Here is a 14,531-nt window from a genome sequence, read left to right as displayed (position 1 = left end):
TGCTACGCCCTCACTCGACGACGCCGGCGTCGGCGAGCTGATCCCAGAGGCCCGCGCCGTCGGGGGCGGACACCCAGGGGGTGTCGCTGCCCTGGGCGTGCTCGGAGCGCGTCGACCGGCCACCCGCGAGGACGGCCTCGCTGGGCGACAGCTGGCGGATCGCCACGGCGGCGACCGAGTCGGGGTGCTCGTGCAGGAACCGCCCGTAGAGCTCTTCGTCGTGCTGGCCGTCGTCGCCCACCAGCAGCCAGCGCATGTGCGGGAACTCCTTCGCCAGCCGGTCGAGCGACGCGTGCTTGTGCTCGCGTCCGCTGCGGAAGAAGCGGTCGTGCGTCGGGCCCCAGTCGGTCAGCAGCAGCGGACCGCTCGGGTAGAGGTTGCGCGAGAGGAACCGCGAGAGGGTGGGGGCGACGTTCCAGGCGCCGGTCGAGAGGTAGATCACCGGGCAGCCGCCGGCCGTGCGCTGCAGTCGCTCGTAGAGCACCGACATGCCGGGCACGGGGCGTCTGGCGTGCTCGTTCAGGACGAACGTGTTCCAGGCGGCCAGGAAGGGCCGGGGCAGCGATGTCACCATGACCGTGTCGTCGATGTCCGACACGACGCCGAACCGCACGTCGGGGTCGATCACGTAGACCGGGGCGTCGACGGGCAGCGAGCCCTCGCAGCTGACGGTGGCGACGTGCCAGCCCGGTTCGAGGTCGACCTCGACCCGCACGTCGAGCACGCCGCCGCGGTCGGTCGTCAGGTGGTGCGTGCGCCCGCCGAGCACGACGTCGACCCTGGCCTTCTCGACCGGCACGCTGGTGAAGCTGCGCCAACCGCGCACGTTCGCCCGGTCGATCCCCTCGAGGGTTCCCTTGCGGGTCAGCAGCACCCGCGACAGCACGCGGGCCCAGCCGGACGAGCCGTAGCCCGTGTAAGGGACGACTGTCGGGAGGAGGCCCCGCTTGCGGGCGCGCTTCTCGCGGAACCGGTGGACCGAGTTCTCGATGCGGGCGGCGCGGTGCAGCAGCGGCTCGACTCCGGCCGGTGCCGGTCTACGGGTGTCGGGCATGCGCCCATCCTGTCACGTCAGACCGGTTCGACGAGGGCGGGGGAGTCGGACGACACCGAGCCGACCTCGGACGAGACCTCGTGGAACGACATGCGGTCCGCGATCTCGGGTGCGAGCCCCGCGACCCCCTGCACGAGATCGTCGTCGCCCTCGGTCTCGGGATCGAGCCAGTCGTCCATCACGTCGGCCCCCACGAAGACCGGCATCCGGTCGTGCAGGGTCTCGAGCGGCCCCGAGGAGGCGCGGGTCAGGATCGTCGTCGACAGCAGCCACCGGGACGGTGCGTCCGGTGCCGCCCGCGGGTCGCGCCACCACTCGTACAGCGCGGCGAAGAGCATGACCTCGTCGTCGGGGAGGCGCACCAGATGGGGGTGCTTGACGCCCGCGGGGTCGGTCGTCCATTCGTAGTAGCCGGTGGCCGGCACCAGCCCGCGGCGGGCCGCCACCGCGTCGCGGAACATCGGCTTCTCGGCCGCCGTCTCCGATCGGGCGTTGAACACCGGGGCGCCCTCGGGCCCGTTCGACCCGCCGGGCACGAGTCCCCATCGGGCCGCCGCGAGCCGCCGCACAGGCGGGCCGCCGGCGTCGGCGCCGCGGGGGGCGGCGTCGACCAGCAGATTCACCGGGCGGGTCGGAGCGATATTCCAGGAAGGATCTGGGAGAGTGTCTCCTGATACATCAACGTCGAACAGGGCCACCAGGTCGCTCGAGGCGCGAGCCATCACGAATCGTCCGCACATGCGTCCATTCTCCCGGCTCGCACCGACATCGGCCGCCACCGACGGGCGGAGCGGTGCACGAGGTCGGTGCGCACCGCGCTCACGGCGCCCTCGATCGACGTCCAGCACCATGTCGCGACGACGTCGCGAATCGCAGAAGGAGAACCGTTGCTCGCCACCGAGGTCACAGAAGCACTGCCCGGGGGATCATCACTGCTCAGGAACGAGCCGGTCCAGGCCCGGAGCTCCGCGCGTCTCACGGGGCTGCTCGACGCCGCGGCGTCGATCATCGACGAGATCGGTTACGAGCGCCTGACCACCGCAATGGTCGCCGAGCGCGCGGGCGCCTCGATCGGCACCGTCTACCGGTACTTCCCCGACCGCATCGCCGTGGTCGACGCCCTCGCACTGCGCTGCATCCAGCGCCTCACGGCGACGGTCGCCGAGCGGGTGGCCGACCCCGACATCGTCGACTGGCGTCGTGCCATCGAGGCGCTCATCGACGCCAAGGCCGAGATGTACCGCGACGAGCCCGGGTTCCGCGCCATCAGGTTCGGCGACGCTCCCGACCTCGGCGCGCCGCACGAGGCGCCCGCGGGCAGCCCTCTCGCCGATCGCATCACGAGTCTGCTGGTCGACCGCTTCGGGGTCGTCCGCGACGCCGAGACCGAGCTGGCGGTCGAGGTCGTCGTCGAGATCGGCAACTCCCTCCTCGCCCGGGCGTTCGTGTCCGGCGGCGACGGCGACCCGCGCTTCATCGACGAGTGCCGACGCGTCGTCGTGGCCTACCTCGAGCCGGTCCTCGCCGTCCGCTGACCCGAGCGGTCACCCTGATCGGGCGCTCCGGACGCTGACTCCGGGCGCTCGCCACGAGCGGTCATTCCGAGGGGGCGTCGTCGGGAGCGGACATGTGCCGCTCCTCCCGAGCGTGCACGATCCTCTTGACGACGACCACGGCCACGCCGAAGACGACGATCACCGCGACGAAGAGGTAGCCGGCCCAGTGCAGCCGGTCGGCGATCTCCCGGTAGCCGCCCGCGGCGGCGGCACCGACCGAGACGTACGCCGTCGACCACAGGATGCAGGCCGGGGCCGTCCAGGCCAGGAACGTCCGGTAGCGCATCGGGCTCATGCCGACCGTCAGCGGGATGAGCGAATGCAGCACCGGTAAGAAGCGCGAGACGAACACGGCGACCCCGCCGCGACGCGCCAGGTAGTTCTCGGCCCGGACCCAGTTGCGCTCGCCGAGGCGCCGCCCGACCGCACTGCGGCGGATCGCGGGGCCGAAGCGCCGACCCAGGGCGAACCCCACGCTCTCGCCGATCAGAGCCCCGGTCACGAGCGCCAGCACCAGCGCGACGAACTCGAACGGCGTCGCGACCGCCGTGGCCGACACGATCGCCACGGTGTCGCCCGGCACGACGAGTCCGAGCAGCACCGAGGTCTCGAGCACCATGGCGAGACCGGCGAGGAGGGTCCGCAGCACCGGATCGACCGATTGGACGAGGTCGAGGAGGCTGCCGAGGAGGTCGTTCACGAGCTCGATCCTATTCACAGCCGTTCGGCAGCGACCAGAACCGCTAAACGACACCTGTTGTGTAACTGGGGACGCATACTGTCTCTGTGAACGACCTCCTCGACCCGCTCCTCCTCTCGCGGTGGCAGTTCGGTCTGACGACGATCTACCACTTCCTCTTCGTGCCCCTGACGATCGGCATGGCCTTCACGGTCGCGGTCTTCCAGACGGCATGGGTGCGCACCGGGAAGCTGCACTATCTGCAGCTCACCCGGTTCTTCGGCAAGATCTTCCTGATCAACTTCGCCATGGGCGTCGTGACCGGAATCGTGCAGGAGTTCCAGTTCGGCATGAACTGGTCCGACTACTCGAGGTTCGTCGGCGACGTCTTCGGGGCGCCGCTCGCCCTCGAGGGTCTGCTCGCGTTCTTCCTCGAGGCGACCTTCATCGGCATCTGGATCTTCGGCTGGGACAAGGTCCCGAAGAAGCTCCACCTGGCGAGCATCTGGGGTGCCACCGTCGGCAGCATCCTGTCGGCCTACTTCATCATCGCCGCGAACGCGTTCATGCAGAACCCTGTCGGCTACGCGATCAACGAGGAGAAGGGCCGGGCCGAGCTCACCAGCCTCTGGGAGGTCCTCACCAACAAGGTCGCCCTCGCCGCGTTCCCCCACACGATCTTCGCCTGCTTCATGGTGTCGGCCGCGGTCATCGTCGCGGTGGCCGCCTGGCACCTCTCGCGCAACCAGAACCTCGAGACCATGCGGCCCGCGCTGCGCTTCGGTCTCTGGACGATGGTCGCCGCCGGCGCCCTCACCGTCCTCACCGGTGACCAGCTCGGCCTCGCCATGGTCGAGACCCAGCCGATGAAGATGGCGGCCGCCGAGGCGCTCTACAAGACCTCGACCGGTGCCGACGCCTCGTTCTCGATCTTCACCCTCGGCACGCCCGACGGGGTGCACGAGCTGTTCAGCATCCGGGTCCCGTACCTCCTGAGCTTCCTGTCGACGCACACGTTCGACGGCACGGTCGAGGGCATCAACGACCTGCAGGCGCAGTACGTGCAGCTCTACGGCCCCGGCGACTACACGCCGATCATCTGGGTGACCTACTGGTCGTTCCGCTGGATGATGGGCCTCGGCATGGTCGCCATCCTCATCTCCCTCGTCGGCCTCTGGGTGACCCGCAAGGGCCGCCTCCCGGTCAACCGGTGGGTGTGGCGCGCGGCCGTCTGGTCGTACCCCCTCCCGTTGATGGCGATGATCGTCGGCTGGGTCTTCACCGAGATGGGACGACAGCCCTGGCTGGTCTTCGGGCTGCTGAAGACCGAGGACGGCGTCTCGCCCAACGTGACCGGTCTGACCGTGCTCATCTCGTTGATCGCGTTCACGCTCATCTACGGCAGCCTCGCGGTCGTCGAGTTCCGACTGATCGTCAAGGCCGCCCAGAAGGGGCCGGGCGAGGCGCCCGTGCCCGACCCCGAATCCGGCGAGATCCGCCACGAAGCGACGGTGTACTGATGGACCTCCCCACCCTCTGGTTCCTGCTGCTCGCGTTCTTCTTCGTCGGCTACTTCGTGCTCGACGGGTTCGACTTCGGCGTGGGCATGTCGTTGCCGTTCCTCGGCAGGGACGACACCGACCGTCGGGTGCTGATCAACACGATCGGCCCCGTCTGGGATCTGAACGAGACCTGGGTCATCGTGGCCGGCGCGTTCATGTTCGCGGCGTTCCCCGAGTGGTACGCGACCCTGTTCAGCGGCTTCTACCTGCTCCTGCTGCTGATCCTGCTGGCGCTCATCGCCCGCGGCGTCTCGTTCGAGTACCGCCACCAGCGCCCCGAGGCCGCCTGGAAGCGCCGCTTCGACCTGATGATCACCGTCGGCTCGGCCGTGCCCGCCTTCGTCTGGGGACTCGTCTTCGCCAACGTCGTCCGCGGGGTGCCGCTCGACGAGGGGTTCAACTACACGGGCGGCCTGACCGATCTGCTCAACCCCTACGCCCTGCTCGGCGGCTTCACGACCCTCCTGCTCTTCTTCACCCACGGCCTGGTCTTCGTCTCGCTGAAGACCGAGGGCGAGATCCGCGAGCGGGCACGGCGACTCGCGGTGCGGGCCGGGCTGGTCACGATCGTCGTCGCCGCGTCGTTCCTGGTGATCACGACGCTGATGCACGGCACGATCGCGTCGGCCGTGCTCTCCGCGGCGGCCGCGGTGACCCTCATCGCCTCGTTCGCCGCCAACCTCCGGGGACGCGAGGGGCGGGCGTTCGCCCTGATGGCCGTGACCATCGCCTTCGCCGTGGCGAGCCTGTTCGCCGCCCTGTTCCCCGCCGTCATGCCGGCCAGCAACGACCCCGCGAACAGCCTCACCATCGCGAACGCGGCGAGCTCCGACTACACCCTCACCGTGATGAGCTGGGTCGCCCTCGTCTTCGTGCCGCTCATCCTCGGCTACCAGGGGTTCACGTACTGGATCTTCCGCAAGAGGATCAGCCGCGCGACGATCCCGGCCGCCTCGTGAGCCGACGACCGTGAAGCCGCTCGACCCGCGCCTCCTCGGCTACGCCGCCGCCGCCCGCACGTTCCTCGTGATCGGGGCGGTGCTCGGGGTCGTGCAGACGGCGTGCGTCATCGCGGTCGCCTGGTCCGCCTCCCGCTCGGTGGTCGCCGTCGTCGACGGCCGCGGCGCACCCGCCCTCACCGAGGCGCTCGTCGGGCTGGCGCTCGCCGTGATCGCCCGCTCGCTCGTCTCGTGGGCGCTCGAGGCCGTCGCCGCGCGGACGGCTGCCGTGGTGAAGAGCCAACTGCGCCGCCGCGTCGTCCGAGCCGTCACCGACCGGGGCCACGAGTGGCTCGCTCGCCGGAACTCGGCCCGGCTCGCCACCCTGATCGGCCCGGGCCTCGACGCCCTCGACGACTACTTCGCCAAGTACCTGCCGCAGCTGATCCTCACGGCGCTCAGCACCCCGCTCATCGTCGCCGTGATGGGCGCGAACGACTGGCTCTCCGCGCTCATCGTCGTCCTGACCCTGCCGCTGATCCCCGTCTTCATGGTGCTCATCGGCTGGACCACCCGCACCGCCCAGGCCCGGCAGTGGGATCGGCTCGCCGGTCTCGCCTCGTCGTTCCTCGACGCGGTGAACGGCCTGTCGACCCTCAAGGTCTTCGGCCGCGAGCGACGCCAGGTCGCCCGCATCGGCCGACTGACCGACGACTACCGGACGCAGACCATGTCGGTGCTCCGCGTGTCGTTCCTCAGCGGCTTCGCACTCGAGCTCGCCGCCTCGCTCTCCGTCGCCCTCGTGGCCGTGTCGATCGGCATCCGGCTCGTCGACGGGTCGCTCGGGCTGCCTGTCGCGCTGTTCGTGCTGCTGCTCGCCCCCGAGGCCTACCTGCCGCTGCGGCAGGTGGGGGCGAACTTCCACGCCGCCTCCGACGGCGTCGCCGCCGCGACGGAGGTCGTCGAGCTGCTCGACGACGCCGACCGGGAGACGACCACCGCCAGTGGCGCCGCCGACCCCGCCCGCGCCTCCGCCCCCCTCGCCGCCGTCGGTCCGACCGACGCCCTCATCGTCTCCGAGGTCGCCGTGCACCGAGGAGGCGCGCCCTCGTCCCCGACGACGTCGTTCGTCGCCCCCGTGGGCAGCCTCGTCGCGATCGTCGGACCGAGCGGCGCCGGGAAGACCTCGCTGCTCGCCGCCCTCCGGGGTGCGGTGCCGTCGGAGGGCGAGGCGCGCTGGCAGGATGCCGACCGCGCCCCCGCCCCGCACGAGATCGCCTGGTCGGGGCAGACCCCCGGGCTCGTCTCGGGCACCGTCGCCGACAACATCGCACTCGGCGACGAGGTCGACCCCGAGGCCGTGCTCGCGGCGCTCGCGGCCGCCGGGGGGCAGGGCATGGACCCCGCGGTCGAGCTGGGCGCGGGCGGCACGGGGCTCTCCGGCGGGCAGGCGCAGCGGGTCGCGCTGGCCCGGGCCGTCTACCGGCTGCGGCGTCGCGGCGGCCGGCTGCTGCTCGTCGACGAGCCGTCGTCGGCGCTCGACCCCGTCACCGAGACCAGGATGATCGACGGGCTGGTCGACATCGCGCGCTCGGGCGTCGCCGTGATCGTCGTGACCCATCGGGCAGCCGTCCGCGATGCGGCCGACACCGTCGTGACCCTGTCCGCCCTCGACCGGAGCGCCCTCTCATGACGACCTCCCTGCTCCGCACCGCCCAGCCGACGGCGCGACGCTCGCTGCCCGGCATCGTCTTCGGCGTGCTGAGCGCCCTGAGCGCCATCGCGCTGCTCGCCGCGTCGGCGCACCTCATCACGCACGCCGCGGAGCAGCCGCCGATCCTCTTCCTCACGCTGTCGATGGTGGGGGTGCGCGCGTTCGCCCTCGCGCGGGCGTTCTTCCGCTACCTCGAGCGGTTGGCGAGTCACGACGCCGCCTTCCGTCAGCTCGCGGTCGTGCGGACCGAGCTCTACCGCCGACTCGTGCGAATCGCCCCGGCGGGGCTCGGCGGCACCGACCGCGGCGATCTGCTCTCGCGGATGGTCAGCGACGTCGACGCGCTGCAGGACCTCCCTCTCCGCGTCGTCCAGCCGCTGATCGTGTCCGGTGTCGCGTCGGCCGTGTCCGTCGCCGGTGTGGCCTTCTTCTCGCCCCGGGCCGCGCTCGTGCTCGCCGCCGGGCTCGCCGTCGCCTTCGTCGTCGGCTGCGCGGCGGCGGACGCCCTGGCGCGTCGCAGCGAACGCGCACTCGCCGACCGACGGGGCGCGCTCTCGGGCGCCGTGCTCGACACCGTGCAGAACCTCGACGTGCTGACGGCCTTCGACGCCCTCGACGGTCAGCTCGACCGGGTCGCCCGGCTCGACGACGACCTGCGGCGGGCGGCCCGCCGCCGGGCCACCTCGACCGGGGTGGTCGCGGCGCTGATGTCGCTGCTGTCGGGCGCCACCGTCTTCGCGACCATCGTCGTGGCGGCGCCGACGGTGGCGGGCGGCGACCTCTCGGGGCCCTCCTTCGCCCTGGTCGCGCTGGTGCCGTTGGCCGTGTTCGAGGTCGTCGGCTCGGTGCCGACGGCCGTGCTCGCCTGGCGTCGGGTGCGGGCCAGCGGGGAGCGCCTCGAGTCGGCGGTCCCGGCCGTCGCCCCCGCGGGCGTCGTCGTCGACGAGGTGCCGGGGGACGCCGGGCCCGCGGAGCCCGCCGAGCCCGGCGACTCCGCCGCGGCGGACGGGGCCGACGGGGCCGACGTGGTCGATGCGGCCTCGGCCCGGCTGCCGCTGCCGCCCGCGGGCGGCACCGCCCTCCGCCTCGCGGCCCTGTCGGCGGCCTGGCCCGGGTCGACCTCGCCGGCGCTCGACACCGTCGACCTCGACCTCCGGGTCGGCGAGCGCGTCGTCGTCGAGGGACCGAGCGGGGCGGGCAAGAGCACGCTGGCCGCCGTGCTGGTGAGGTTCCTCGACCACCGGGGTCGCTACGAGGTCGGCGGCGTCGACGCGTCGACGGTCCCGGCCGACCGGGTGCGGGCCACCGTCGGCCTGATCGAGCAGGCGCCCTACCTCTTCGACGAGTCCGTCCGCCAGAATCTGCTCTTCGCCAGGGACTCCGCCACAGACGACGACCTCTGGGCCGTGCTCGACCGGGTCGACCTCGCCGACTGGGTGCGGGCCCGCGGCGGCCTCGACGCCCGACTCGGTGAACGCGGCGCCCTGGTGTCCGGCGGTCAGGCGCAGCGGATCTCGCTGGCCAGGGCCCTGCTGCACGGGTTCCCGGTGCTCGTGCTCGACGAGCCGACGGCCGGGCTCGACGCCGACCTGGCCGAGCGTCTCGTCGCCGACGTGCTCGCGACGGCACAGCAGGAGGGCACGACCGTGCTGCTCATCTCGCATGTGCCGGTCGACGACGCACTCGTGACCCGTCGGGTCCGGGTCGAGGCGGGGCGGATCGTCGACGCGACCCGCGCCTCCTAGGCTCCATGCCTCCATGCCTCCGTGCCTCAGGGCCCCCGGGCCTGATCGCCTTCGCGCCTGAAGGGGGCGCCGTCAGACCGACGGCAGCGGACGGCGCAGGGCGTCGAGCCGTGACCGCCAGAGCGCCAGCCGACCGGGCTGCTCGGCGGGCGACGGGCCGTCGACCCAGCCTGTCGCGATGCGGATGCCGTGCAGAGCGCTCGTGGTCCAGACCTCGAAGCCGCTCAGCTCGTCGGGTCGGGCGTGCTCGTGCAGCACGTCGACGCCCATCACCGCAGCGAGGGTGGCCAGAGTCCGCACGGTGACGCCCGGCAGACGCGGCAGATCGTCGGACGGCAGGCAGAGGGCGTCGCCGCGCCACCAGACGATCGAGCTCCACGCCCCGTCGACGACATGACCGTCTCCGCTCAGGACGACCGCCTCGTCGGCTCCCCGCGAGCGGGCCTCGTCGCGCACCCGGCCGAGCGCCATGAGATCGGGCCCCTTGACGAGCGGGCTGATCCGCGGGTCGTGGGTGGCCGTCGCCAGCACCACGGTCGCGCTCGCCGGGGGAGCGGGCCGCAGCCGCAGTCGCAGGGCGACCGAGGAGGCGCGGGTCGAGTCGGCCCCGTCGGTCGAGTCGGCCCCGCCCGTCGTGTCGGCCCCGCCGGTCGCGTCGGCCCCGCCCGTCGTGTCGGCCCCGCCGGTCGTGTCGGCCCCGCCGGTCGCGTCGTCCCCGGCCGCCACCAGCTCGACCCGGGGGAACCACCGGCCCGTGCGCGGCAGCCGGGCGACCACGGCCGTCCAGAACGCGTCGACGTCGTCCGGGGTCGGCCGACCGGTCATCCCGGCCGTCGCGGCGTCCACCGACCCGGCGAACCGGTCGCGGTGCACGTCGAGGGCTCGGACACGACCCTCGTCGACCAGCCAGGAGTCGGCGACCAGCAGCGTCGGCTCGGCCGCACCGGTGTCGGCCGCACCGACGCCGTCGGCACCTCGCCGGGCGTCGGGCAGGGGCTCGAGGAGTCCGCCGCGCCAGAGGAGGGTCGTCGCGGTGCTCATACACTCAAGGCTATGCGTCCTCCGGTGGTCCGTGCGCCGCTCGAGTGGCGCGACCCAGAACTCGTGGTGTCGTCTCTCGCGGCCGAGGGAGACGTGGTCTGGATCGACGCCGGGCTCGACGCCGCGACCGGTCGATCGGTGGTGGCGTGGGGCGAGGCCGTGACCGCCTCCGCGTCCGGCGGTCGACTCGACGCGGTCTGGTCGGCGCTGCACGACGACCTCTCCGCACCGCGCGCCGACGCGGATCCGCTCGGCTGGGCCGGCTGGCTCGGCTACGGGGTCGGCCTCTGGCTGCTCGACCGCGACGGCGGACTCGGTCGCGGGGCGCACCCCGTGATCGACGCGGGCGAACGCGCCGACGGCACCGCGCCTCCTGATCTCGCCCTGCTCCGGACCGACCGGGCGCTCGTCTTCGATCACGCGCTCCGCACGGTCGAGGCGGTCAGCACCGCCGCGCCCGACTGGCTCGAGGGCGTCGTCGCCCGGTGGGACCACCTGGAGGCCGAGGAGGCGCGGCTCGAGACCGCCCCGCACCGCGCCTCCTCGACGCACCCCCGCTGGGATCACGACGCCGAGTCGTACCTCGCGCTCGTGGCCCGCTGCCAGGAGGCGATCGTCGCCGGCGAGGTGTACGTGCTCTGCCCCACGACCCGGGTCGCGGTCGACGGAGCCGTCGACGATCTGGCGGTCTACCGGCGCCTCCGACGCACGTCGGCCGCCCCGCGCGCGTCGTTCGTGCGGATCGGCGAGACCTCGGTGCTGGGCGCGTCGCCCGAGGCCTTCGTCGAGGTCTCGGCCGACGGCACGGTCTCGTCGTCGCCGATCAAGGGCACCCGCCCGCGGGGGCGCGACGCACTCGCCGACGCGGAGCTGTCCGACGAGCTCGCGACGAGCGAGAAGGAGCTCGCCGAGAACCTGATGATCGTCGACCTCGTGCGGAACGACCTGACCCGCGTCTGCACCCCCGGCAGCGTCGAGGTCGTCGAGCTCTTCGCCGTGCACTCGTACCCCGCGGTGCACCAGCTCGTCAGCACCGTGCGCGGGCGCCTGCGACCCGGGCTCACGGGGCTCGACGCCGTCGCCTCGATGTTCCCCGCGGGGTCGATGACCGGCGCGCCGAAGCGCCGGGCCGTCGAACTGCTGACGGCGTGGGAGGCGCGCCCCCGGGGGATCTACTCGGGCGCGATCGGCACGTTCGGACTCGACGGCACCGTCTCGCTGGCCATGGTGATCCGCTCGATCGTCGTCGACCGGGCCGGGGCGGACGGCGTCGGCACGGCGTCCGTCGGGGTCGGCGGGGGAGTGACCTCCGCGTCGGTGCCCCGCGCCGAGTGGGACGAGGTGGGGGTGAAGGCGGCCGCCCTGCTGGCGGTGCTGGCGGACGGGCCGACCCGCGCCTCCTGAGCTCCCCCTCCTGTGCCGGCCTGAGGGCGGCTTCCCCAGCGGCGGATCCGGGTTCGGCGGACGGCGGGCCGGTCATCTACGCTAGATCGTCGGGTCGCCGTGCCCGCACGTCGACGTGCGTTGCAGCAGGTGCGTCCCTCCCCAGGAATGAATGAGAGTCCCGTGGCACACGAGCACGACAACACCGCGCCTTCCGAGAAGACCGCCGCCGGCGAGCGTCCGCCCCGCCCCGAAGAGGAGCGCGAGTACGACGTCGCGCGTCTGCAGCGCAAGTGGCAGGCCATCTGGGAGGAGGCGAAGCCGTTCGCCGTCGACCCCGACGACAAGCGCCCGCGCAAGTACATCCTCGACATGTTCCCGTACCCGTCGGGCGACCTGCACATGGGGCACGCCGAGGGCTACGCGCTCGGCGACGTGATCGCGCGCTACTGGCGTCAGCAGGGCTTCAACGTGCTGCACCCGATCGGGTGGGACAGCTTCGGCCTGCCGGCCGAGAACGCGGCCATCAAGCGCGGCGTCGACCCCCGCGAGTGGACCTACGCGAACATCGAGCAGCAGAAGCAGAGCATGAAGCTCTACGCGCCCTCGTTCGACTGGGACCGCGTGCTGCACACCAGCGACCCCGAGTACTACAAGTGGAACCAATGGCTGTTCCTCAAGATGTACGAGAAGGGCCTCGCCTACCGCAAGGACAGCTGGGTCAACTGGGACCCTGTGGACCAGACCGTGCTCGCGAACGAGCAGGTGCTGGCCGACGGTACGAGCGAGCGCTCGGGCGCCGTCGTCGTCAAGAAGAAGCTGACGCAGTGGTACTTCAAGATCACCGACTACGCCGACCGTCTGCTCGACGACCTGAACCAGCTCGAGGGCCGCTGGCCGTCGAAGGTGCTGAACATGCAGCGCAACTGGATCGGCCGGTCGGTCGGCGCCGACGTGCACTTCGAGATCGAGGGGCGTGACGAGCGGGTCACGGTCTTCACCACCCGACCCGACACGCTCTACGGCGCGACCTTCATGGTCGTCGCCCCCGACTCGGACCTCGCCGCCGAGCTCGTGGCCGACGCCACGGACGACGTGCGCCAGCGCTTCGCCGAGTACCTGACGGCCGTGCAGAAGACGACCGAGATCGAGCGGCAGTCGACCGATCGACCCAAGACCGGCGTGCCCCTCGGGCGCGTCGCGGTCAACCCGCTGACCGGCGACCCGATGCCGGTCTGGGCGGCCGACTACGTGCTGGCCGACTACGGGCACGGCGCCGTCATGGCCGTGCCGGCCCACGACCAGCGCGACCTCGACTTCGCGATCGAGTACGACCTGCCCGTGCGCGTCGTCGTCGACACGAACGCGCCGGTGACGGGTGTCATCCCGAAGCTCGAGCTCGACGCCGACGGTCAGGCGATCCTGCCCGACGACCTGCCCGAGCTGAACCCGCGCGAGACGGGGGTCGCGCTCTCTGGCGACGGCCGCCTGATGAACTCCGGTCCGCTGACCGGGCTCAGCAAGTCGAACGCGATCAAGCGCGTGATCGAGCTGCTCGAGGCCTCGGGCGCCGGCAAGGGCGCCAAGACCTACCGTCTGCGCGACTGGCTCATCTCGCGTCAGCGCTTCTGGGGCACGCCGATCCCGATCGTGCACGGCGCCGACGGCACCGAGATCCCGGTGCCCGAAGACCAGCTGCCGGTGCTGCTGCCGCCCACCGAGGGTCTCGACCTGAAGCCCAAGGGCAGCTCGCCGCTCGGCGCGGCCACCGACTGGGTGAACGTGCCGAACCCGATCGACGGCACCCCGGCGAAGCGCGACGCCGACACGATGGACACCTTCGTCGACAGCTCGTGGTACTTCCTGCGGTTCCTCAGCCCGACCGACGCCGACCGCGCCTTCGACCCCGCCGTCGTCAACCGCTGGGCGCCGGTCGATCAGTACGTCGGGGGCGTCGAGCACGCGATCCTGCACCTGCTCTACGCGCGCTTCATCACGAAGGTGCTGTTCGACCTCGGTCACCTCGACTTCACCGAGCCGTTCAGCGCGCTGCTGAACCAGGGCATGGTGCTTCAAGACGGCGCGAAGATGAGCAAGAGCAAGGGCAACCTCGTCACTCTCTCCGAAGAGGTCGAGAAGCACGGCGTCGACGCGATCCGCCTCACCATGGCGTTCGCCGGCCCGCCGGAGGACGACATCGACTGGGCGGACGTCTCGCCCGCCGGCTCGGCGAAGTTCCTGGCTCGGGCGTTCCGGCTCTCGGGCGAGGTGTCGAGCCCTCGCGACGTGGTCTGGGCCGACGGCGACCAGGCCCTCCGCCGGGTCACGCACCGGTTCCTGGCCGAGGCCCCGGGGCTGACCGAGGCGTTCAAGTTCAACGTCGTCGTCGCCCGCCTGATGGAGCTGGTCAACGCCATCCGCAAGGTCGTCGACTCGGGTGCCGGTGCGGGCGACCCGGCGGTCCGCGAGGCCGTCGAGACCGTGACCCTGGGGCTCTCGCTGTTCGCGCCCTACACGGCGTCCGAGATGTGGGAGAAGCTCGGCTACGACGGCGTCTCCGTCGCGAAGCACGGCTGGCGGAAGGCCGACCCGACCCTGCTGGTCGAGACGAGCGTCACCGCCGTCGTGCAGGTCAACGGCAAGGTGCGCGATCGACTCGAGGTGTCGCCGAAGATCGGCTCGGAGGAGCTCGAGGCCCTGGCCAGGGCTTCGGCCGCCGTGCAGCGCTCGATCGGCGAGAAGGAGATCGTGAACGTCATCGTGCGCGCGCCGCGACTGGTGAACATCGCGGTGAAGTGACCTCGCCGGGGCGGATGATTCCTCCCCGACCGCGACGGCCGCCCTGGTGTCCCCAGGGCG

The 14,531-nt window shown here is 72.0% G+C and carries 11 protein-coding genes; 7 read left to right on the top strand and 4 right to left on the bottom strand.

The window, feature by feature from the left end:
* Positions 1-10: 10 nt before the first annotated feature.
* Positions 11-1,054: an App1 family protein gene (locus SOM11_RS10570; protein ID WP_192057997.1), complete on the bottom strand. Its 1,044-nt coding sequence runs from the start codon at positions 1,052-1,054 to the stop codon at positions 11-13.
* A 17-nt stretch (positions 1,055-1,071) separates the two neighbouring features.
* Entirely contained in the window at positions 1,072-1,794 is a 723-nt protein-coding gene (locus tag SOM11_RS10565; protein WP_320477981.1) for an SOS response-associated peptidase, read from the bottom strand.
* Positions 1,795-1,941: 147 nt separating this feature from the next.
* Here SOM11_RS10565 and SOM11_RS10560 point away from each other — a divergent pair, with 147 nt between their 5' ends.
* A complete protein-coding gene (locus SOM11_RS10560; protein WP_192057993.1) occupies positions 1,942-2,589 on the top strand; it encodes a TetR/AcrR family transcriptional regulator in 648 nt (215 codons plus the stop codon).
* Positions 2,590-2,650: 61 nt separating this feature from the next.
* Here SOM11_RS10560 and SOM11_RS10555 read toward each other — a convergent pair whose 3' ends face one another.
* Positions 2,651-3,310: a DedA family protein gene (locus SOM11_RS10555; protein ID WP_243215593.1), complete on the bottom strand. Its 660-nt coding sequence runs from the start codon at positions 3,308-3,310 to the stop codon at positions 2,651-2,653.
* Positions 3,311-3,396: 86 nt separating this feature from the next.
* On the opposite strand from SOM11_RS10555, the gene SOM11_RS10550 reads away from it, so the two are divergent.
* The 4 genes from SOM11_RS10550 to cydC are packed head-to-tail and all read left to right on the top strand — an operon-like array spanning position 3,397 to position 9,248.
* Entirely contained in the window at positions 3,397-4,809 is a 1,413-nt protein-coding gene (locus tag SOM11_RS10550) for a cytochrome ubiquinol oxidase subunit I (RefSeq protein WP_192057989.1), read from the top strand.
* Complete coding sequence (cydB, locus tag SOM11_RS10545; RefSeq protein ID WP_320477980.1) at positions 4,809-5,810, top strand: cytochrome d ubiquinol oxidase subunit II; 1,002 nt, start codon at positions 4,809-4,811, stop codon at positions 5,808-5,810. The genes SOM11_RS10550 and cydB overlap by 1 nt, the downstream gene beginning before the upstream one ends.
* 10 nt (positions 5,811-5,820) lie before the next feature.
* On the top strand, positions 5,821-7,482 hold the full coding sequence (cydD, locus tag SOM11_RS10540; protein WP_320477979.1) for a thiol reductant ABC exporter subunit CydD: 1,662 nt from the start codon (positions 5,821-5,823) through the stop codon (positions 7,480-7,482).
* Entirely contained in the window at positions 7,479-9,248 is a 1,770-nt protein-coding gene (gene cydC, locus SOM11_RS10535; protein WP_320477978.1) for a thiol reductant ABC exporter subunit CydC, read from the top strand. Before cydD ends, cydC begins: the two co-directional genes overlap by 4 nt.
* Before the next feature lie 72 nt (positions 9,249-9,320).
* Here cydC and SOM11_RS10530 read toward each other — a convergent pair whose 3' ends face one another.
* On the bottom strand, positions 9,321-10,289 hold the full coding sequence (locus SOM11_RS10530; protein WP_320477977.1) for an aminotransferase class IV: 969 nt from the start codon (positions 10,287-10,289) through the stop codon (positions 9,321-9,323).
* Between the two features lie 12 nt (positions 10,290-10,301).
* Here SOM11_RS10530 and SOM11_RS10525 point away from each other — a divergent pair, with 12 nt between their 5' ends.
* Entirely contained in the window at positions 10,302-11,693 is a 1,392-nt protein-coding gene (locus tag SOM11_RS10525) for an anthranilate synthase component I family protein (protein WP_320477976.1), read from the top strand.
* Between the two features lie 147 nt (positions 11,694-11,840).
* Positions 11,841-14,471 (top strand): leucine--tRNA ligase, encoded by a 2,631-nt coding sequence (leuS, locus tag SOM11_RS10520; RefSeq protein WP_414655460.1) that lies wholly within the window; start codon positions 11,841-11,843, stop codon positions 14,469-14,471.
* Positions 14,472-14,531 lie beyond the last annotated feature (60 nt).

Source organism: Frigoribacterium sp. CFBP9029, from assembly GCF_034045305.1.
Taxonomy (GTDB): Bacteria; Actinomycetota; Actinomycetes; order Actinomycetales; family Microbacteriaceae; genus Frigoribacterium.
This window is presented reverse-complemented; position numbering and strand designations above follow the sequence as displayed.

Coding starts and splice junctions, on each gene's coding strand:
- SOM11_RS10570 (WP_192057997.1), bottom strand. CDS start 1,054: ATGCCCGACACCCGTAGACCGGCACCGGCCGGAGTCGAGCCGCTGCTG.
- SOM11_RS10565 (WP_320477981.1), bottom strand. CDS start 1,794: ATGTGCGGACGATTCGTGATGGCTCGCGCCTCGAGCGACCTGGTGGCC.
- cydB (WP_320477980.1), top strand. CDS start 4,809: ATGGACCTCCCCACCCTCTGGTTCCTGCTGCTCGCGTTCTTCTTCGTC.
- cydC (WP_320477978.1), top strand. CDS start 7,479: ATGACGACCTCCCTGCTCCGCACCGCCCAGCCGACGGCGCGACGCTCG.
- SOM11_RS10530 (WP_320477977.1), bottom strand. CDS start 10,289: ATGAGCACCGCGACGACCCTCCTCTGGCGCGGCGGACTCCTCGAGCCC.
- SOM11_RS10525 (WP_320477976.1), top strand. CDS start 10,302: ATGCGTCCTCCGGTGGTCCGTGCGCCGCTCGAGTGGCGCGACCCAGAA.
- leuS (WP_414655460.1), top strand. CDS start 11,841: ATGAATGAGAGTCCCGTGGCACACGAGCACGACAACACCGCGCCTTCC.